Annotated in this window: 17 protein-coding genes; 7 read left to right on the top strand and 10 right to left on the bottom strand. The window is 36.3% G+C overall.

What is annotated here, in order from left to right:
• Positions 1 to 133: 133 nt before the first annotated feature.
• The 4 genes from ACIEHO_RS12510 to tpx form a co-directional block, all read right to left on the bottom strand.
• The gene (locus ACIEHO_RS12510; RefSeq protein WP_406972198.1) at positions 134 to 769 is read right to left on the bottom strand and encodes a LolA family protein; all 636 of its coding nucleotides are present in this window, start codon (positions 767 to 769) and stop codon (positions 134 to 136) included.
• 9 nt (positions 770 to 778) lie between these two features.
• A complete protein-coding gene (locus ACIEHO_RS12505) occupies positions 779 to 3,175 on the bottom strand; it encodes an FtsK/SpoIIIE family DNA translocase (RefSeq protein WP_406972196.1) in 2,397 nt (798 codons plus the stop codon).
• Between the two features lie 112 nt (positions 3,176 to 3,287).
• Positions 3,288 to 3,656 carry a diacylglycerol kinase family protein gene (locus ACIEHO_RS12500; protein ID WP_406972194.1) on the bottom strand — a complete coding sequence of 123 codons (369 nt, stop codon included), beginning with the start codon at positions 3,654 to 3,656 and terminating at the stop codon, positions 3,288 to 3,290.
• Between the two features lie 21 nt (positions 3,657 to 3,677).
• Positions 3,678 to 4,181 (bottom strand): thiol peroxidase, encoded by a 504-nt coding sequence (gene tpx / locus ACIEHO_RS12495; RefSeq protein WP_406972192.1) that lies wholly within the window; start codon positions 4,179 to 4,181, stop codon positions 3,678 to 3,680.
• 219 nt (positions 4,182 to 4,400) lie between these two features.
• On the opposite strand from tpx, the gene katG reads away from it, so the two are divergent.
• On the top strand, positions 4,401 to 6,566 hold the full coding sequence (katG, locus tag ACIEHO_RS12490; RefSeq protein ID WP_406972190.1) for a catalase/peroxidase HPI: 2,166 nt from the start codon (positions 4,401 to 4,403) through the stop codon (positions 6,564 to 6,566).
• Positions 6,567 to 6,640: 74 nt separating this feature from the next.
• Here katG and fumC read toward each other — a convergent pair whose 3' ends face one another.
• A complete protein-coding gene (gene fumC / locus ACIEHO_RS12485) occupies positions 6,641 to 8,038 on the bottom strand; it encodes a class II fumarate hydratase (protein WP_406972188.1) in 1,398 nt (465 codons plus the stop codon).
• A 208-nt stretch (positions 8,039 to 8,246) separates the two neighbouring features.
• Here fumC and ACIEHO_RS12480 point away from each other — a divergent pair, with 208 nt between their 5' ends.
• Complete coding sequence (locus tag ACIEHO_RS12480) at positions 8,247 to 8,888, top strand: peroxiredoxin (protein WP_406972186.1); 642 nt, start codon at positions 8,247 to 8,249, stop codon at positions 8,886 to 8,888.
• A 94-nt stretch (positions 8,889 to 8,982) separates the two neighbouring features.
• Positions 8,983 to 9,162 carry a hypothetical protein gene (locus tag ACIEHO_RS12475; protein WP_406972184.1) on the top strand — a complete coding sequence of 60 codons (180 nt, stop codon included), beginning with the start codon at positions 8,983 to 8,985 and terminating at the stop codon, positions 9,160 to 9,162.
• A gap of 85 nt (positions 9,163 to 9,247) precedes the next feature.
• On the opposite strand, the gene ACIEHO_RS12470 is transcribed toward ACIEHO_RS12475, so the two are convergent.
• From ACIEHO_RS12470 to prfB, 4 genes are all read right to left on the bottom strand, one after another.
• Positions 9,248 to 11,800, bottom strand: coding sequence for an outer membrane beta-barrel protein (locus ACIEHO_RS12470; protein WP_406972182.1), 2,553 nt, complete (start codon positions 11,798 to 11,800; stop codon positions 9,248 to 9,250).
• Positions 11,801 to 11,867: 67 nt separating this feature from the next.
• Entirely contained in the window at positions 11,868 to 12,209 is a 342-nt protein-coding gene (gene arsC / locus ACIEHO_RS12465; RefSeq protein WP_406972180.1) for an arsenate reductase (glutaredoxin), read from the bottom strand.
• Positions 12,206 to 12,829 carry an HAD family hydrolase gene (locus tag ACIEHO_RS12460; protein WP_406972178.1) on the bottom strand — a complete coding sequence of 208 codons (624 nt, stop codon included), beginning with the start codon at positions 12,827 to 12,829 and terminating at the stop codon, positions 12,206 to 12,208. The genes arsC and ACIEHO_RS12460 overlap by 4 nt, the downstream gene beginning before the upstream one ends.
• 3 nt (positions 12,830 to 12,832) lie before the next feature.
• Positions 12,833 to 13,943 (bottom strand): peptide chain release factor 2 gene (gene prfB / locus ACIEHO_RS12455; protein WP_406972176.1). Its coding sequence is split into 2 segments (ribosomal slippage): positions 12,833 to 13,879 and positions 13,881 to 13,943, totalling 1,110 coding nucleotides; the frame shifts between segments, so codons are not numbered across the junction.
• A 141-nt stretch (positions 13,944 to 14,084) separates the two neighbouring features.
• Here prfB and ACIEHO_RS12450 point away from each other — a divergent pair.
• Positions 14,085 to 15,104, top strand: a complete 1,020-nt coding sequence (locus ACIEHO_RS12450) for a threonine aldolase family protein (RefSeq protein WP_406972174.1) — start codon at positions 14,085 to 14,087, stop codon at positions 15,102 to 15,104.
• Between the two features lie 4 nt (positions 15,105 to 15,108).
• Here ACIEHO_RS12450 and ACIEHO_RS12445 read toward each other — a convergent pair whose 3' ends face one another.
• Positions 15,109 to 15,432: a YbaB/EbfC family nucleoid-associated protein gene (locus ACIEHO_RS12445; protein WP_406972224.1), complete on the bottom strand. Its 324-nt coding sequence runs from the start codon at positions 15,430 to 15,432 to the stop codon at positions 15,109 to 15,111.
• Between the two features lie 84 nt (positions 15,433 to 15,516).
• On the opposite strand from ACIEHO_RS12445, the gene ACIEHO_RS12440 reads away from it, so the two are divergent.
• The 3 genes from ACIEHO_RS12440 to ACIEHO_RS12430 all read left to right on the top strand — a co-directional run bounded on the left by ACIEHO_RS12440 (position 15,517) and on the right by ACIEHO_RS12430 (position 20,206).
• Positions 15,517 to 17,577, top strand: a complete 2,061-nt coding sequence (locus tag ACIEHO_RS12440) for a S9 family peptidase (RefSeq protein ID WP_406972172.1) — start codon at positions 15,517 to 15,519, stop codon at positions 17,575 to 17,577.
• 78 nt (positions 17,578 to 17,655) lie between these two features.
• Positions 17,656 to 18,696: a PLP-dependent cysteine synthase family protein gene (locus tag ACIEHO_RS12435; protein ID WP_406972170.1), complete on the top strand. Its 1,041-nt coding sequence runs from the start codon at positions 17,656 to 17,658 to the stop codon at positions 18,694 to 18,696.
• Between the two features lie 250 nt (positions 18,697 to 18,946).
• Positions 18,947 to 20,206, top strand: a complete 1,260-nt coding sequence (locus tag ACIEHO_RS12430) for an aminotransferase class I/II-fold pyridoxal phosphate-dependent enzyme (protein ID WP_406972168.1) — start codon at positions 18,947 to 18,949, stop codon at positions 20,204 to 20,206.
• Positions 20,207 to 20,234: the final 28 nt, after the last annotated feature.

Genomic DNA, 20,234 nt, shown 5'->3' with positions numbered 1-20,234 from the left:
GGTTAATATGTAGCGGTCTAAAATTTTCACACGTTACTCGATCATCGAGATTTAATTGTTTCCGAAGGTTGCCTCGAAATTATTGATGTTTTTGGTTTTGAATATCTAATGGACTTACCTAAAAAGGTTTTGTCTAATCTAGTTTGTTGATATAGTAATCTTTGTATTTGCTCGCGTCAAATGTAAACAAGCTTTTAGAAATAGGTGTGTTTGTTTTAAAAGAATTAACAGTTAAAGTTGTTTTCGTTCCGTTTTTACCAACTTGAATTAAATTGTAAATATGTTTGGTATTTGCATCAATGCCTAAAAGAATATTTTTTATTTCAGAATTAGAATCGATAGGGGTTAGCCTTATATACTGAATTTTTCTTCCTTTTATATTTTGCTCAATGTCGGTTTCGTAAGTGTAGCCTTCTTCATAAAACGATAACATTTTACTGGGTGTTATATCGTCGTTTTCATCTTCAATATGAGTAGAAATGGTTACTTCTTCGTCCTCAGGACTAATACTATAAAGCGTTTTACCATCAAACAAACGGGTAACCCCAAGTATATTTAATCGGTATTTTTCACCTTCTAAAACGACATCACCTTTTGTTTCTTGCTTTATATTTTCAGAAATGTTTTCGAGGGTATACTTAAAATCAATTGAGATATTCTCGTAGTTTTTTACTTTTTCTGAAACCTCGTTTAACAATGCTTTGGCCTTATTTTGCGCAAATGCATTAACAGAAACCGTAATCAATAGAATAGCAAATAGTTTTTTCATTTTTTCAAGTTATAATTCGTTTTCTAAAAGTTTTTCAAGCGCCGTAATATCTGGAACTAAAACCTGTCTGGCTTTACTGCCTTCAAATGGTCCAACGATACCTGCGGCCTCCAATTGGTCAATTAATCTTCCAGCCCTATTGTAGCCCAATTTCAATTTTCGCTGTAACAACGAAGCCGAACCTTGTTGTGCTGTTACCAGTACTATAGCAGCGTCTTTAAAGAGGGCGTCCCTATCCGATATATCTACATCAAGACCTGTGCCACTTTCTTCGCCAACATATTCAGGAAGCAAATAAGCCTCAGGGTATGCTTTTTGTGAACCAATAAAATCGGTAATTCTTTCAACCTCTGGCGTATCGACAAAGGCACACTGCACACGAATTACGTCGTTGCCTTGTGTGTAAAGCATATCACCGCGACCAATAAGCTGGTCAGCACCAGAGCCATCTAAAATGGTACGAGAATCTATTTTAGAGGTAACCCTAAAAGCGATACGCGCCGGGAAGTTGGCTTTAATAATGCCCGTAATAACGTTAACAGAAGGCCGTTGCGTGGCTATAATTAAATGAATGCCAATAGCACGAGCCAATTGAGCCAAACGCGCAATGGGTGTTTCAACCTCTTTTCCTGCCGTCATAATTAAATCGGCAAACTCATCAACCACCAAAACGATATAAGGTAAAAACTGGTGCCCATCATTAGGATTAAGCTTTCTAGCTTTGAACTTAGCATTGTATTCTGCTATGTTTCGGCACATGGCGTTTTTTAACAACTCGTAACGATTGTCCATTTCAATACACAATGAATTCAAGGTATTGATTACTTTAGTGTTATCGGTAATTATCGCTTCTTCGCTATCTGGCAGTTTTGCTAAATAATGACGTTCAATTTTATTGAAAAGCGTTAGTTCAACTTTTTTAGGGTCGACCAAAATAAACTTGACTTCGGCTGGATGTTTTTTATAAAGTAAGGACGTTAAAACGGCGTTAAGTCCAACCGATTTACCTTGACCAGTTGCACCAGCCATAAGTAAGTGTGGCATTTTTGCCAAATCGACTACAAAGGTCTCATTGCTAATTGTTTTCCCTAATGCGATAGGAAGTTGCATTTCTGAATTTTGAAATTTTTTCGATGCAATGACCGAGCGCATGGAGACAATGGTAGAGGTTTTATTCGGCACCTCAATACCAATAGTGCCTTTGCCTGGAATGGGCGCGATAATACGTATGCCTAAAGCAGAAAGCGATAATGCAATATCGTCTTCTAGATTTTTAATTTTTGAAATTCGGATCCCTGCGTCTGGTACAATTTCATAAAGTGTTACCGTAGGACCTATCGTGGCTTTGATGCTTGCAATGCCAATCTTATAATTGTTGAGGGTATCAACAATGCGGTTTTTGTTTTCCTCTAGTTCTTCTTGGTTGATTTTAATACCTTCGGTATCGTACTTTTTAAGAAGGTCTAATGTTGGGAATTGATATTTTGCTAATTCTAAGGTGGGGTCAAATTGCCCAAAATCTTCAACAAGTTTGTTGGCTAAATTATCAGTTTCAGAAGTTTCTTCCTTAACTTCTTCAACTTTTATTTCGAGTTCTGATTTTTCTTCCTCGTTATTTACATTGACTTCTAGTTTTGCAGGCTCATCTTTCTTCTCGGATTCTTTATTAGATTTTAAAGTTTGTCCGGTATCTTCTTTATTATCCAAAGGGATTTCAAAAGCCGATTTAATGGCTTGAGCTTCTTCTGAAAGATTATTGTCCAACGGAACCATAACATCTTCTTTCATACTTGAAAGTTCGTCTTTAATATCTTTTTTTGCCGATTTAAAAAGGTTTGTAAAACTTTCAAAAGTCATTTTAAAACGAATGGCCAAATAAGTTATTAGGCCAAACAACAATAAGAGGAAAGTGCCTATTTTCCCAATGTAATCTTGCAGAAAACTGTTAAGTTCATAACCAATGGTACCACCCAAAATATCATTCTTGGAGCTAAAAAAACCTAACAAAATGGATGTCCAGATAACAATAAGAATACCCCAAAACCAATGCTTTCTCAGTTTGGCTTTATTAATGTCCATAAGTACATAAGCTCCAGATAAAAAAATCAAACCAGAGAATATAAACGACGCCACACCAAAACCTCGTTGAATAAAAAAATCGCTTAACCAGGCTCCAGATTTGCTGAGCCAATTTTGGGTTTCTAAGTCGCGTGATGCAAACTCACTTAAAGTACTTTGGTCGGCTTTACCGGTAAACAAAAACGATACAAAGGCTATAAAAAGGAGCAACCCTAATATGGCCAAGAAACTTCCCAACACCAATTTTTGCTGGTTGCTTAGGTTAAATTTGGGCATGCTCAAACTCTTTTTGGGTGTTTTTTTAGATTTGGATTTCCTTTTTGCCATTAATACGGGAATGTGGAATTGACGTTCTTAAAATTTATTAAAATTGCTAAAGTGTGTTTGCAACTCAGCAAAAATACAAATAACTAACGTTTATCCTAGAGGTAATATTATTTTAAAAAATCTTCGGAAAATAAATAATCAATCCTACAATTACCGCAAAAAATGAAGCGATAAAAACCGCTCCTGCGGCGATATCTTTTATTTTTCCAATTTTTATGTTGTAATCTGGATGGATAAAGTTGGCAATTTCTTCAATAGCTGTATTGGCACCCTCAATACTCATAACCAATGCAATGGCCAATATTTGAATAGTCCATTCGGAGGATGAAATATCGAAATAAAAACCAGCGGCTGTAACAACCAACCCAATTACAAATTGAATTTTTATACTGGGTTCGGTTTTTAATAAAAGCACAGCGCCTTTAAAGGCATATCCAACACTTTTTATCCGATTCATTAAAAGAGAGTCTTTTTTATTCATTAATTTTTTAAATCAAGCGAGTTATATATTCAATGCTTCAAGTGCGGATTTATAATTAGGTTCTTGTGCTATTTCAGGGACTTGCTCGGTATAAACCACCTTTCCAGATTCATCTGTGACAATTATAGAGCGAGATAAGAGTGCATCAAACGCACCACTCGTAATTAAAAGTCCATAATCTTTTCCAAAATCCCCATTTTTAAAATCGGAGAGCATAATAATATTTTTTAATCCTTCAGCTGCACAAAACTGATCTTGTACAAAAGGTAAATCTCTTGAAATGCATAATATTTTTGTGTTTTCCAGTCTGTTTGCTTCTTGATTAAATTGCCGAATAGAGGCAGAACAAACTCCTGTATTAACACTAGGGAAGATGTTTAATATTAACCGGCTTCCATTAAAATTTGCCAATGTTTTGGTGGATAAATCTGTTGCAACTAATTTAAAATCTGAAATATGGGAACCAATCGCGGGTAATTCCCCTATAGTTTTTATTGGGGTTCCGTCTAAAGTAATCTTAGCCATTTTTTTGTTTCTATGGTTTGAAAAACTAAAATAAGAATTATGGCGATGTTAATTAGTACAAATTAAAATTCTTTTAAAATTCACAAAAGCCATTGTCTATAAATTTTACCAATTGAAATATAACTTATAAAAATGTAGATCTACTCTTTTTTTCGCTAAGCTATTCGTAAATTTAAGAAATCAATAAAAAATCATTTAAAAAATTAATAATCTAACATTATGAATAGCTCAAAACAAGGAAAATGTCCCTTTCATCATGGAGGAAATACGGCATCGAGTAAAACGGTTACGGATTGGTGGCCAAATGCTTTAAATCTTGATATTTTACATCAACACGATTCTAAAACCAATCCACTGGGAGAAGATTTTAATTACCAAGAGGAATTAAAAAAATTAGACGTCGAAGCGTTAAAAAGAGACATGCATGATTTAATGACCGATAGTCAAGACTGGTGGCCTGCTGACTGGGGGCACTATGGTGGATTGATGATTCGTATGGCTTGGCATGCTGCCGGGACTTATAGAACCTCTGATGGTCGAGGTGGTGGAGGAACAGGAAACCAACGTTTTGCACCGCTTAATTCTTGGCCAGACAATGTTAGTTTAGATAAAGCGCGACGGTTGCTTTGGCCAATAAAGAAAAAATATGGTAATAAAGTAAGTTGGGCAGATTTAATTATTCTTGCCGGAACTATGGCTTATGAAAGTATGGGCTTAAAAAGCTATGGTTTTGCTTTTGGCCGAGAAGATATATGGCATCCTGAAAAGGACATTTATTGGGGTGCAGAAAAAGAATGGTTGGCGCCGAGTGATGAACGTTATGATGATGTAGATAGCCCTGATACCATGGAAAACCCTTTGGCAGCCGTTCAAATGGGATTAATTTATGTAAACCCTGAAGGTGTTAATGGTAATCCAGATCCACTAAAGACAGGAGAACAGGTACGCGAAACTTTTAAGCGTATGGCCATGAACGATGAAGAAACCGTAGCTTTAACTGCAGGAGGGCATACCGTTGGGAAAATGCACGGAAATGGAGATGCTAGTATTTTAGGAGCTGATCCTGAAGCTGCTCAAGTAGAAGAACAAGGTTTCGGATGGGCAAATCCAACGAGAACAGGGGTAGGGAAAGATGCTGTTACCAGTGGAATAGAGGGTGCTTGGACCACCCATCCAACGAAATGGGACAATGGCTATTTCGAAATGCTGTTTAACCACGAATGGGAGTCATGTAAAAGTCCTGCCGGAGCTTGGCAGTGGGAGCCAGTAAGCATCAAAGAAGATGAAAAGCCTGTGGATGTGGAAGATTTATCAACACGTCACAATCCAGCCATGACAGATGCCGATATGGCGATGAAAATGGATCCTGTTTACCGAGAAATTTCTTTAAAATTTAAAGATGATTTTGAAGCATTTTCAGATGCTTTTGCACGGGCTTGGTTTAAATTAACGCACCGTGACATGGGGCCAAAAGACCGTTGGTTTGGACCAGATGTTCCACAAGAAAATTTAATATGGCAAGACCCAATTCCGAAAGGAAAAAAAGATTATAACATTGATGCTGTAAAAGCAAAAATCGCTGATTCTGGATTAACTATTTCAGAAATGGTATCGACCGCTTGGGATAGCGCCCGAACTTTTAGAGGTTCAGATTTTAGAGGCGGTGCCAATGGTGCCCGTATTCGTTTGGCCCCTCAAAAAGATTGGCAAGGTAACGAGCCAACAAGGTTGTCAAAAGTGTTATCTATTTTAGAACCTATTGCTTCAGGATTTGGAATTAGTTTGGCTGATACTATTGTTTTAGCCGGAAACGTTGGTGTTGAAAAAGCGATTAAAAATGCAGATATAAATATTACTGTGCCTTTTGCACCTGGACGAGGCGATGCAACGGCTAAAATGACAGATGTCGAATCTTTTGAGCACCTTGAGCCTTTAGCCGATGGATTTAGAAATTGGCAGAAAAAAGATTATGTGGTAAGTCCAGAGGAGATGTTATTAGACCGAACACAACTTATGGGGTTAACGGCGCCTGAAATGGTAGTTTTATTAGGAGGTATGCGTGTTATGGGAACCAATTATGGAGGAACAAAACACGGTGTGTTTACGGAAAACGAAGGTGCATTAACCAACGACTTTTTTGTAAACCTAACGGATATGTCTTATAAATGGAAACCTGTAGATAGTGGTATCTATGAAATTTCCAATAGAAAAACAGGTAAAGTAAAATGGACAGCAACACGAGTAGATCTTGTTTTTGGTTCAAATTCTATTTTAAGAGCTTACGCTGAAGTGTATGCGCAAGATGATAGCAAAGAAAAGTTTGTAAATGATTTTGTGGATGCTTGGGTTAAAATGATGAACGCCGACCGTTTTGATTTAGATTAATATTTGAATATTTTGTTCACAAAAAAACCACTTCATTCGAAGTGGTTTTTTTATATAATCAATATTTAGTTAAATTATTTTAAGCTCCCTACCATATCTTCTGGTTTTACCCATTCATCATATTCTTCGGCAGTAACGTAACCTAAGTTAATGGCTTCTTCTTTTAAAGTCGTTCCGTTTTTATGAGCTGTATTTGCTATTTCAGCCGCTTTATAATAACCGATTTTCGTGTTAAGCGCTGTTACAAGCATCAAAGAGTTGTTAAGCAATTTGGTAATAACTTCGTGGTTGGGTTCAATTCCAATAGCACAGTTCTCTTCGAAGCTAGCACATGCATTACCTATTAATTCAGCTGATTGTAGTACGTTAGCAGCCATAACAGGTTTAAACACGTTAAGCTCATAATGGCCTTGTAAACCACCAACAGAAACGGCTACATCGTTACCCATAACTTGAGCGCAAACCATAGTTAATGCTTCGCATTGTGTTGGGTTCACCTTGCCTGGCATAATAGAACTTCCTGGTTCGTTCGCCGGGATAATGATTTCTCCAATACCCGAACGAGGACCTGAAGCCATTAATCTAATATCGTTGGCGATTTTATTTAATGAAACAGCCAATTGTTTTAAAGCACCGTGTGTTTCAACCAAGGCATCGTGCGCTGCCAGTGCTTCGAATTTATTGGGAGCAGTTACAAATGGTAAGCTAGTGAATTCAGCAATATATTCTGCAACACGTTTGCTGTATCCCTTGGGTGTGTTTAACCCCGTTCCAACTGCAGTACCTCCCAATGCCAATTCACTTAAGTGTGGCAATGTATTATCAAGTGCTTTTAAACCATGGTCTAATTGTGCCACATAGCCAGAAAGCTCTTGTCCTAAAGTTAAAGGTGTAGCATCCATTAAATGGGTTCTACCAATTTTAACTACATTTTTGAAGGCTTCGGATTTTTTCTTTAGCGTATCACGTAATTGCTTAACCCCTGGAATAGTTGTTTCAACTATTTTTTTGTAGGCAGCAATGTGCATACCAGTAGGGAAGGTGTCGTTCGAAGATTGCGATTTATTCACATCATCATTTGGTGAGATGGTTTTGTCTCCTTCACCAATAACATTTCCAGCTAATTGATGCGCTCTGTTGGCAACAACCTCGTTCACATTCATGTTGCTTTGTGTTCCAGAACCTGTTTGCCAAATCACTAGAGGAAACTGGTCATCGTGCTTACCTTCTAAAATTTCATCACAAACCTTACCTATTAAGTCACGTTTGTCAACAGGCAAAACACCCAATTCGCAATTGGTGTATGCAGCGGCCTTTTTCAAATAGGCAAAACCATAAACAATTTCTAAAGGCATGGATGCTGCAGGCCCAATTTTAAAGTTGTTTCTCGAGCGTTCTGTCTGTGCGCCCCAAAGTTTATCAGCAGGTACTTTTACCTCGCCCATGGTGTCTTTTTCTATTCTGTAACTCATCTTTTTGGTCATTAAATTTAAAGTTGCTAAGTTAATGTTTTTGGTAGCTTTGTTAATGATTTTTGCTAGTTTTTATTAGAGGTTTTTAACATATAAATAACGGTAATAAATTTATAAACTGCGTGTAATTAATTACATTAGCTTTACATAATTGCTCAGTTCAATTGAGTGATATATTTTAATAACTTTAACTAAATAAAATAATATTATGGCAACGATTAGATTAGGAGACGAAGCTCCAAATTTTACTGCACAGTCTACAGAAGGTGAATTAAACTTTCACCAATGGTTAGGTGATGGTTGGGGGATTTTATTTTCGCATCCAGCAGATTATACACCGGTATGTACTACCGAATTAGGAACGGTAGCCAAGTATAAAGATGAGTTTGACAAGCGTAATGTAAAAGTGGTCGCTCTTAGTGTTGATGGATTAGAATCGCACAAGGGCTGGGTTAACGACATTAACGAAACCCAGAATACCACGGTTAATTTCCCAATTATTGCAGATGAGGATAAAAAAGTATCTAAACTTTATGATATGATCCACCCCAATGCCGATAGTAACGCTACAGTTCGCTCGGTGTTTGTTATTGGGAACGATAAAAAGGTAAAACTGACTATTACATATCCAGCATCAACAGGAAGAAATTTCGATGAATTGCTACGTGTAATCGATTCATTGCAGTTAACAGCTTACCATAAAGTAGCTACCCCCGCTAACTGGAACAATGGTGAAGATTGCGTGGTTGTACCTGCAGTGGCAACCGAAGATATTCCAAGTATTTTCCCAAAGGGCTATAAAGAGATTAAACCTTATTTAAGACTTACACCACAGCCTAATTTAGATTAGTGGAAAACTATGTTAATAAATTTAACATGGATATTGTATAAGTACGCCCTTTGCATTATCTTTGCGAAAGATTTTTAAAAGACACTTATTAATTATGTTTGATTTTGACCAATATTTAGGCTTTTTAGCATTCTTAACTATTTTAACCATAGGGTTTTGGTTAATGATATTCTTGTTAACCTTTGTAATTCCTTATTGGATTGGAGGTTCTTTAATTGAAAGATTGAAAGAAATGAGGGAAGAAAAGAAAGCTAAGCGCGAAGCTGGTCATTAATCACTTTAATTAATTTTAAAGATAAAAAAAGGAAGTTCATTTTTTTGAACTTCCTTTTTTATTTGTATTTAAAATTTGAAGTGATTTAAAACTCCATCTCGTCATCACCGCCACCGTTTTGGTTTTCTCTTCGGCTATTGCGTTGCTTTTGTTGGTTAAATCGGTACCTAAACGATAAGTTAACTTGGCGCTGTCTCCATTGTGATTCATTGTATACTTGGTAAGTTTCTTCCGTGGTTAAAGATTTTCGTTTTCTGGAGTTCAATAAATCCCTTACATTAAGCGATAAGGTGGCATTATCATTAAATATCTCTTTGCTTAATGCTAAGTCAATAGAAAGAACGCCTTTATTTTCGCTTTGTGCATTTTCATTTGCGCCTCTATAAAAAGCATTGGTCTGCCAATCAATTTTAGCGGGTAAGGTTACCTTGCTGCTTAAGCGTGCAAACCAACTAGTGTTTTTGTAACCGTAATCACGTCCGTTAAATTCTCCCTCGTTTTCAAATTGAAATACGTTAAGACTGGAGTTTAACCTCAACCATTTATTGGGGTTGTAAAGTATGCCAAATTCACCGCCCGTTCTTTTTTTAGTTGAAAGGTTAACTGGAATTCTTCTAACTATAGCTATTTTATCATCAGTTTGTTGTCCAGTATTTTCTAAAATAAATTCAAATGAATCAGTTTCATGTTGATAGTATACCGATGAGGTAAGGGTTAATTTATCCCAACGCTTTAAATAGCCAATGTCGAAGGCGCTGGCAAATGCTGGATTTAAATTCGGGTTACCCTGAAACACATTGGTTCTACTGGAACGTGAAGGGAAGGGGTTGATGAACCAACCTCTGGGTCTGTTAATCCTTCTATTATACCCTAAGGTAATGCTTTCTTCAGAATCGGTATCGTTTCCTCCTAAATTATAAATGAGGTTAACGGTAGGGAAGAGCCCTAAATAGTTTTTGTCGAAATCGGTATCGATAGGGAATTCATAATAATCTTCTAATTGTTGGTCTGTTAATTTAGAATTAATTTTCCCCTTTAATTGAGTGTGCTCTAAACGCAAACCTAAAAGAAACGAAAACTTTCCAAATTTGGTGCCGTATTGGGAGTAAAGTGCATTTACGTTTTCAGAATAATCGAAAACATTGGAAATGGTATCATTCACAAAAAAACTATTGTCACTTATATCCTCCTGTTGTAAAACATAATCCTTTATTTCGTTTTCAAAATTACCTCGGTAGCCTGCTTCAAATCTGGTGTTTTCACCAATGGGCAGAACATAATCTACTTGAAACAAATATTCTTTTTCATCTTCAATTTCTTTTACTTTTTCATCTTGAAATGGTTCAGGATTCGCTTGGTCGGTAAAATTATAATCTTCATTTATTGAAGTTATTTGTTCTTCCGAACCGGTTTCATATTGAAAATCGGCGGTTAATTGATGCCCAGCGTCATCAAATTTTGTGATATAATTTAGAGCAAACTGGTAGTTGTTTCCTGCTTCATCTTGTTTTTCTTTTCTTAAGGTTTCTTCTACAATGTTACCACCGTTAAAACGCTCACTGTTGTTAACTGATAAATCGGCATCTTCTCCATATCTGTAAAATACACTTCCTGTTAAGGAGGTTTTTTTAGAAAGGAAATATTCCATACCAAAACTAGCATTATAATATCGGTTTAGGCGCGTTACTTCTTGGTCCTCTCTAATGCGCCTGTATTCTGGAACAATAGTTGCCCCGTCTTCAATTCTATCAAAATATTCAGTGTCGTTAAAGCTGTTTCTCGGGGAACTAAAATATCTAAAACCTAAGTTTGAAAACAGATTAAATTTTTCTGTACGGTAATTTATATTAGCAGAAACCCCTGCGTTATCTGGATTACCGGCAGTTAAGTTTAGCGAACCGTTAAATCCTAAAGTCTCCCTTTGTCTTAAAATAATATTTAAAATACCAGCTGTACCCTCAGCATCATATCTGGCAGAAGGAGAAGTAATTACTTCAACGCGTTCTATAGCTTCGGCTGGAAGTTGACTCAGTACGTTTGTATCACCAAAACCCGCCATGGCCGATGGCTTTCCATTGATTAAGATTCTAACATTTTCGTTTCCTCTAAGGCTAATTCCACCTTCAATATCAACCGAAACCGATGGTACATTGTTAAGGGCGTCACTAACCGTACCTCCTGCGGTTGTTAAATCTTTACCAATGTTGTATATCTTTTTATCTAGTTTTATTTCAACCGTCGTTCGTTCTGCAATAACTTCAACCTCATCAAGAGCCTCTAAATTAATCTCTAAGGAGATAACACCGAGGTTTTGGTCGTCATCTAAATTTTTATTGGACAGGGTTATTTTTTTATAGGAAATATATTCAATGGTAATATCGTAAAGTCCGTTAGTGATTGGAATGCTAAATTCACCATTAATATCGGTTAAACCACCTTCTACAATTTTATTCTGCTTTTTACTAAAAAAGGCTATTGTAGCATATTCCAAAGGTGCTTTCGTTTCTGCATCTACAACTTTACCGCTAACAACTATTTTTTTGTCTGTTGGGTATTCTAAACTTTTAGGTTGTGCTTTTAAAGAAATTGAAAAAATAATAATCGATAAAAAAGAAAATAATACCTTAATCTTGGTCATGGTTACGTTTTAGAAGGTTAGACATGAAAACTAAACCATGGTTTAAATTATATTGGTTAAAAATATGTTAAATAATTTCATGTAATTTTCCAGGAGGCCTTCCAATCACGGCTTTTTCGCCATTTATAATAATGGGGCGTTCAATGAGTTTTGGGTTTTTAACCATTGCCGAAATGATTTCGGAATCACTTAAATCTTTACCTTTATAGTTTTCTTTCCAAATGGCTTCGTTTTTACGAACCAATTCTATTGGTGGTATGTCCAATAATTTTACTATGCTTTTAAGTTCTTTTTCTGTTGGTGGATTTTCCAAATATTTTACAATTTCAAAGTCCTTTCCTGTTGCCTCAAGAAGTGCTAAACCTTGCCGTGATTTGGAGCATCTGTTGTTGTGGTAAATGGTAATCATGATAAGTTGTTTATGTTATATGTTCTTAAATGTTTTTTTAGTTGCACTGGATTTTTAAAATGAATGGCATGAATTCCTAAAGCCTGAGCAGCTTGAATGTTTCTTAGATTATCGTCAATAAATATGGCATTTTCTGGATTTATGTTGAAACGATCTAAGGTAATATCATAGATTTTTTTGAAAGGTTTTCGTGTTTTCTCTTCACCCGAAACTACAATGCCTTCAAACCATTGTAAAAAATCAAATCGGCCTAAAGCAATTGGAAATGTTTCAATGCTCCAGTTAGTCAATGCCACCACTTTAAATTTTTCAGAATCAATTAGTCCTTTCAGAATTTCAACTGTACCTTTAATTTCGCCACCCAGCATTTGCTCCCATTTGCCATAAAAAAGCTTGATATACCTTTCATAAGCAGGAAATTTTTCAACCAGATCTTTTGTGGCTTGTTGTAACGGATAGCCGGCATCTTGGTTTTCGTTCCAGTCGCTAGTACAAATATTTTCTAAAAACCATTTTGTTTTTTCTTGGTTACCATTAAAGGCATCAAGAAAAACATACTCAGGATTCCAGTCTATTAAAACACCTCCCAAATCGAAAATAATCGTGTCAATTTTAGTCATAATCTAAAGGGTGGAGGAGTCTTCTTCTTTTTGCCCCGTCATCATTAAATACGATTTCAAAAACTCATCAATATTACCATCCATAACGGTGTCTACGTTTCCAGTTTCGTGGCCGGTTCTAACGTCCTTTACTAATTTATAAGGATGCATCACGTAGTTTCTAATTTGACTGCCCCATTCAATTTTCATTTTACCAGCCTCAATATCTTCACGCTGTTCCATTTGTTTTTGAAGTTCAATCTCATACAGTTGTGATTTTAGCATTTGCATGGCTCTGGAGCGGTTATCGTGCTGTGAGCGAGTTTCGGAACAAGAAATTTGAATGCCGGTTGGCTTATGTGTTAGTTGTACTTTGGTTTCAACTTTGTTAACGTTTTGGCCACCTGCACCACTGGAGCGCGCTGTTGTGATTTCAATATCTGCTGGATTGATCTCGATTTCAATAGAATCATCAACAAGTGGATAAACATACACCGAAGCAAAACTGGTATGGCGTTTGGCGTTGCTATCAAAAGGCGAGATACGTACCAAGCGGTGTACGCCGTTTTCACCTTTTAGCCAACCGAATGCGAAGTCGCCCTCAATTTCTAAAGTAACGGTTTTTATACCTGCCACATCGCCTTCTTGAAAGTTGAGTTCTTTTACCTTAAAACTATTTTTCTCAGCATACATAAGGTACATTCGCAAAAGCATACTGGCCCAGTCGCAGCTTTCCGTTCCACCAGCTCCAGCAGTGATTTGTAAAACAGCACTTAAGCTATCGCCTTCGTCAGAAAGCATATTTTTAAACTCCAGTTTCTCAATAAGATTTAGAGCCTTGCTGTATCGCTTTTCAACGTCTTCGGCAGTAGCTTCTTCCTCCTTATAAAATTCGTAAATCACTTCAAGGTCTTCCACCAAAGTTTTGGAAGTATTGTAGTCTTCTACCCAACTTTTTTTCTCCCTTAAGGATCTCATTACCAATTCGGCTTGCTTGGAATCATTCCAAAAATTGGGGTCGAAAGTTTGTTCTTCTTCGTTCTGTATTTCTATGAGTTTGGCATCTATGTCAAAGATAGTGCCTTAGTTTATCAAGGCGGGTATTTAGATCTTTAATTTGATCAGAAGTTATCATTGTGTCTAATTATTTTTAGCAAAAATAACATTAAATACGAAATATGATTCGTTTAAACCAGACTTGTTTTAACTACGAATTATTATTTCTATCTTTCAGTACATTAAATTTGCTTACTAAAAATAATAGCGACGATTATTGATGAAAATAGACCTAAGAAGCGATACCGTGACTAAACCATCTCGAGCTATGCTTGACGCCATGTTACAGTCTGAAGTAGGCGATGATGTGTTCAGGGAAGACCCAACCGTTAACAAATTAGAAGCTAAAATAGCTAGTAGTTTTGGTAAAGAACAAGCTTTATTTTTTCCTAGTGGAACCATGGCCAACCAAACGGCTTTAAAGCTTCATACACAACCGGGAGACCAGGTGATATGCGATAAATATGCTCATATTTACAATTACGAATCTGGTGGCGCTTCATTTAATAGTGGAGTATCGTGCAAATTAATTGATGGTAATCGAGGTATGTTTACCGCCAAGCAAGTTGTTGGAGCAATAAATCCTCAAGATTACTATTATAGCAAAACTAGTTTAGTTGAAATAGAAAACACCACAAATAAGGGAGGAGGAGCATGTTGGGATTTTAATGAAATTTTAAAAATTAAAACCGTTTGTAATGAAAGAAACTTAGGCTTTCATTTGGATGGTGCGCGCTTGTGGCATGCCCTAGTTGCTAAAAAAGAAACGCCTATGCAATACGGGGAGGTTTTCGATACGATTTCGGTATGTCTTAGCAAAGGTTTAGGCTGTCCGGTCGGTTCGGTGTTAATCGGCGATTCACAAATAATGGAAAACGCCATTAGAATCCGTAAGGTTTTTGGAGGAAATATGAGGCAGGCAGGCTATTTGGCGGCTGCAGGATTATACGCCTTGGATAATAATATTGAAAGATTAGCCGAAGACCACAAAAAAGCAAAAGAAATTGGCGACGTTTTGGCTAATTTATCATTTATAAAAAACATGGATTCGATTGAAACCAATATTGTGATTTTTGAACTTAATGACGATGTTGATGAAAACGCTTTTGTTCAAAAACTAGCAGATAAAAGCATATATATTATTTCAATGGGAGGGTGTAAATTACGCATGGTTACACACATGGATTACACCGACAGCATGCACGAAAAAATGTTGAAAGCCCTAAACCAATTACTTTAAACTGTTATTTAAACAAATCCATCCCTGGAATATTTGGCATGCCTTCTTTAGCTACAGCAGCCAGTTCTGCTTCATTTACATTAGCAGCTTTTTCAAGGGCTTTGTTTAGGGTAAGAATCAAATAATCCTCTAATTGTTCTTTGTCTTCAAGCAATTCATCATCTATTTCAATAGACTTTATGGATCTGTTGGCGGATAATGTAATTTTAAGTTTTCCGTCACTACTGGTTTCATCAATTAAAACAGTATCCAATCGTTTTTTCGTTTCTTCAACTTTCTTTTGGGTTTCTTTAAGTTTGCCCATCATATTCATCATATCTCCAAACATATCTTTTAATTTAATGTTATCCTGCAAAACTATTTAATTTTTCTATTTTTGAGTGCTTAAATTTTAAGAATAAAACATTCCCATTTGAAAAATACCATTCAAGCACCAGTTGCGAAAAAAATACCGAAAAAACTGAGTATTCATAATGATACAAGGGTAGATGATTATTATTGGCTTAATGAACGTGAAAATCCTAAGGTAATAGCATATCTAAATTCCGAAAATGATTACACGAAGAACATGATGAGGCATACCGAAAGGTTTCAAAAAGAATTGTTTGAAGAAATGAAGGGTAGAATTAAGGAAGATGACACGTCTGTACCTTACAAACTCAATGGCTATTGGTATTTAACCCGTTATGAAAAAGGAAAGGACTACCCCGTATACGTGCGTAAAAAAGAAACTTTAGAAGCACCCGAGGAAATTTTGTTTGATTGTAACGATTTGGCGAAAGACCATGCTTACTTTAACCTAGGCGGCATAGCCATTAGCCCAGACAATACCATGGCGGCATTTTCAATCGATACTGTAAGCAGAAGACAATATACCATCCAAATCAAAAATTTAATTACTGGAGAGGTTTATTCTGACAAAATATTGAATACAACCGGAAGTGTGGTCTGGGCCAACGATAATAAAACCTTATTTTATGCAATGAAAGATGAAGTGACTCTTAGGTCGCATAAAATTTTTAAGCATAAATTCGGTGCCAATTCTGATAATGACGAAGAAGTTTATCACGAAAAAGATGAAACCTTCCATACATTTGTTTACAAATGCAAGTCTAAAAAATATATCATAATTGGTTCCTCAAGTACGCTTTCTTCGGAATATAGAATTTTAAATGCCGATAACGCTGATGGAGAATTTAGGGTGTTTCAAGAGCGCACAAGTGATTTGGAATATTCCATTTCGCATTATGACGATAGTTTTTACATCGTTTCCAATGCAGATGGAGCAACCAATTTTAAACTATCAAAGACCAATGAGAATCATACCGAAAAAGCACATTGGGAAGATGTTATTCCACACCGAAAAGATGTGCTTATTGAAGATATAGAAATATTTAAGAACTATTTAGTGGTTAACGAGCGCGAAAACGGACTCAATAATTTGCGCATAATAAGTAGGGATGGGGGTGAAGATTATTATTTGCCTTTTGAATCGGAAACATACACGACCTACATGGGCAATAATCCTGATTTTGAGAGCCCTGTGATGCGTTATGTTTTTAACGGGTTAACCTCTCCAACTGCCGTTATAGATTACAATTTTGAAACCAAAACGAGCGAGATAAAAAAAGAGCAGGCTGTTTTAGGTGGTAAGTTTCACAAAGAAAATTACGAGTCTAAAAGAATTTGGGCCACAGCTAGAGATGGTGTTAAAGTCCCAATATCTTTGGTTTATAAAAAAGGTATAAAGTTAGATGGTTCCAACCCACTGCTGCAATATGCGTATGGTTCATATGGTTCAACCACCGATCCTTCTTTTTCCAGTATTCGTTTAAGTTTGTTGGATCGCGGATTCATTTATGCCATAGCACACATTCGTGGCGGTGAGTATTTGGGAAGAGATTGGTATGAAAACGGAAAACTTCTCACCAAAAAAAATACATTTGCCGATTTTATAGACTGCTCAAAGTATTTAATAGCAGAAAATTATACTTCAAATAGGCATTTGTACGCTTATGGGGGTTCAGCTGGAGGCTTGCTTATGGGGGCTGTGATTAACATGAACCCTGAACTTTATAACGGTATTTTAGCTGCGGTGCCGTTTGTTGATGTGGTTACGACCATGCTTGATGATTCTATTCCCTTAACAACAGGAGAGTATGATGAATGGGGAAACCCAAACAATCCTAAATACTACGATTATATGAAATCTTATTCGCCTTACGATAACATAGAGGCTAAGGTGTATCCAAACATGTTGGTAACAACAGGGCTTCACGATTCGCAAGTACAATACTGGGAGCCTGCTAAATGGGTGGCAAAACTCAGGGATTTTAAAACCGATAAGAATAGATTGCTGCTGTATACCGATATGGATTCAGGACATGGTGGTGCTTCAGGCCGTTTTGAAAGCTTAAAAGAGGTTGCTCTCGAGTATGCTTTTTTGTTAGATTTAGAGGGAATTCATGGTTAATAAAAAAAAAAGTTTTATTTTTGTCCGATTTTAGGTTGCATTTCACATACAAAAAATTGCCGCCTGTAAATAGCTTTTATGGAACACAGAAATCAAGTATTTGATAATGTATTAGATTTAATAGGCAAAACTCCGCTTGTTAAACTTAATAGAATAGCTTCCAACCTTAAAGGTGACTTTTATGCAAAAGTTGAATCCTTTAACCCTGGACACTCATCTAAAGATAGAATAGCACTTTATATTATTGAACAAGCAGAGAAGAAAGGTATACTTTCTCCTGGCGATACAATAATAGAAACCACATCGGGCAATACTGGTTTCAGTATTGCGATGGTTAGTATTATTAAAGGTTATGATTGCGTTTTGGCAGTAAGTTCTAAGTCTTCTCCAGATAAAATAGACATGTTAAGAACAATGGGGGCAAAGGTTTATGTATGCCCAGCACATGTTAGCGCAGACGACCCTAGATCCTACTACCAAGTAGCAAAACGTTTGCACGAAGAAATGAAAGGTTCGATTTATATCAATCAATATTTTAATCAATTGAATATTGATGCTCACTATAAGTCTACAGGACCAGAAATTTGGAATCAAACAGAAGGTAAAATAACTCATCTTGTGGCCTGTAGTGGTACAGGTGGAACAATTTCAGGTACGGCGAAATACCTTAAGGAGCAAAATCCAAATATTAAAATTATTGGTGTAGATGCCTTTGGTTCTGTTTTAAAAAAATATCATGAAACCAGGGAGTTTGATGAAAAAGAAATTTACCCTTACCGTATTGAGGGTCTAGGAAAAAATTTAATCCCTTCAGCTACAGATTTTGATTTGATAGATGAATTTGTTAAAGTTACTGATGAAGACAGTGCCCATACTGCAAGGTTAATTGCTAAAACCGAAGGTATGTTTGTAGGTTATACATCAGGAGCCGCTACTCAAGCGCTGTTGCAATTAGGTGAAGAAGGAAAGTTTAAAAAAGATGATTGTGTTGTGGTTATTTACCCTGATCACGGAGCACGATACATGAGCAAAGTTTACAGTGATAAATGGATGAAGGAGCAAGGCTTTTTTGATAGCATTAACGAAGCTTCAGCGCAAAACATCCAATATATTAAGTAATATAAGATATTATAGTAGATAAAGAGGTGATGTTTTGCAGTAGTAGCAAAATATCACTTCTTTTTTTATTTTATCAATAATTGAGCATTAAAAATTATGTTCAAACCAGATAAATATTTAATTTTGCACCAACTAACTAAGAGCTAAAGGCTTTCTTTGAATTTGCTTAACACATGGTGTTATTATTCCCAAAAAGCATTTGATTGGTTATAGTTATGTCTTAACTTTAATAGCAACAAGATTATAATAAATGAAAGATTTATTTGAGAAGATTTATAAGGATAAAGGGCCATTAGGAAAATGGGCAGCTCAAGCAGAAGGGTATTTTGTATTTCCTAAATTAGAAGGAGAAATTTCAAATAGAATGAAGTTTCAAGGTAAGGAAGTGATTACGTGGAGTATCAATGATTACTTGGGGTTAGCAAACCACCCAGAAGTACGAAAAGTAGATGCTGAAGCTGCAGCTCAGTACGGTTCTGCTTATCCCATGGGGGCAAGAATGATGTCTGGTCATACCGATTTACATGAAAAACTTCAAAATGAGTTGGCTTCATTTGTTAATAAAGAAGCGGCTTATCTTTTAAATTTTGGCTATCAGGGAATGGTATCTACCATTGATGCTTTGGTTGCCAAAGACGACATCATTGTTTATGATGTAGATGCCCATGCCTGTATTATTGATGGAGTACGTTTGCACATGGGCAAACGTTTTACTTATAAACATAATGACGTACAAAGTTTAGAGAAAAACTTAGAGCGTGCTACAAAGATGGCTGAACAAACCGGAGGTGGTATTTTGGTTATTTCTGAAGGCGTTTTTGGGATGCGAGGAGAACAAGGACGTTTAAAGGAAATAGCCGAACTTAAAAAGAAATTTAATTTCAGATTGTTTGTTGATGATGCTCATGGTTTTGGAACCTTAGGAGCTACTGGTGCTGGAGCAGGCGAGGAGCAAGGTGTTCAAGATGATATAGATGTTTATTTTGCAACGTTTGCAAAATCGTTGGCAAGTACAGGGGCATTTATTGCCGGGGATCAAGAAATAATGGATTATTTAAAATACAATTTACGTTCTCAAATGTTTGCTAAGTCATTGCAAATGCAATTGGTGGTGGGTGCGTTAAAGCGTTTGGAAATGCTTAAAACCATGCCCGAGTTAAAAGCGAAGCTTTGGGAAAACGTAAATGCATTGCAGTCTGGTTTAAAAGAACGTGGTTTCGATATAGGGACTACTCAAAGTTGTGTAACTCCAGTATATTTAAAAGGTAGTATCCCCGAAGCTATGGCCTTGGTTAAAGACTTGCGTGAAAATTATGGAATATTCTGTTCTATAGTAGTTTACCCTGTTATACCTAAAGGATTAATTTTACTAAGATTGATTCCAACAGCTACACATACATTAGAAGATGTTAACGAAACTCTTGATGCGTTTGATGCTATTAGAGATCGATTGCAAAACGGTACTTATAAACGTCTTTCTGCTGCGGTAATGGCAGCCATGGGCGAGTAATTCTGAATAAAAGTTAAAAAAAATCCGA

It is taken from the genome of Flavisericum labens (assembly GCF_045446075.1).
Lineage (GTDB): Bacteria > Bacteroidota > Bacteroidia > Flavobacteriales > Flavobacteriaceae > Flavisericum > Flavisericum labens.
The sequence above is the reverse complement of the archived record's forward strand: the minus strand, read 5'-3'. Positions and strand labels throughout refer to the sequence as shown.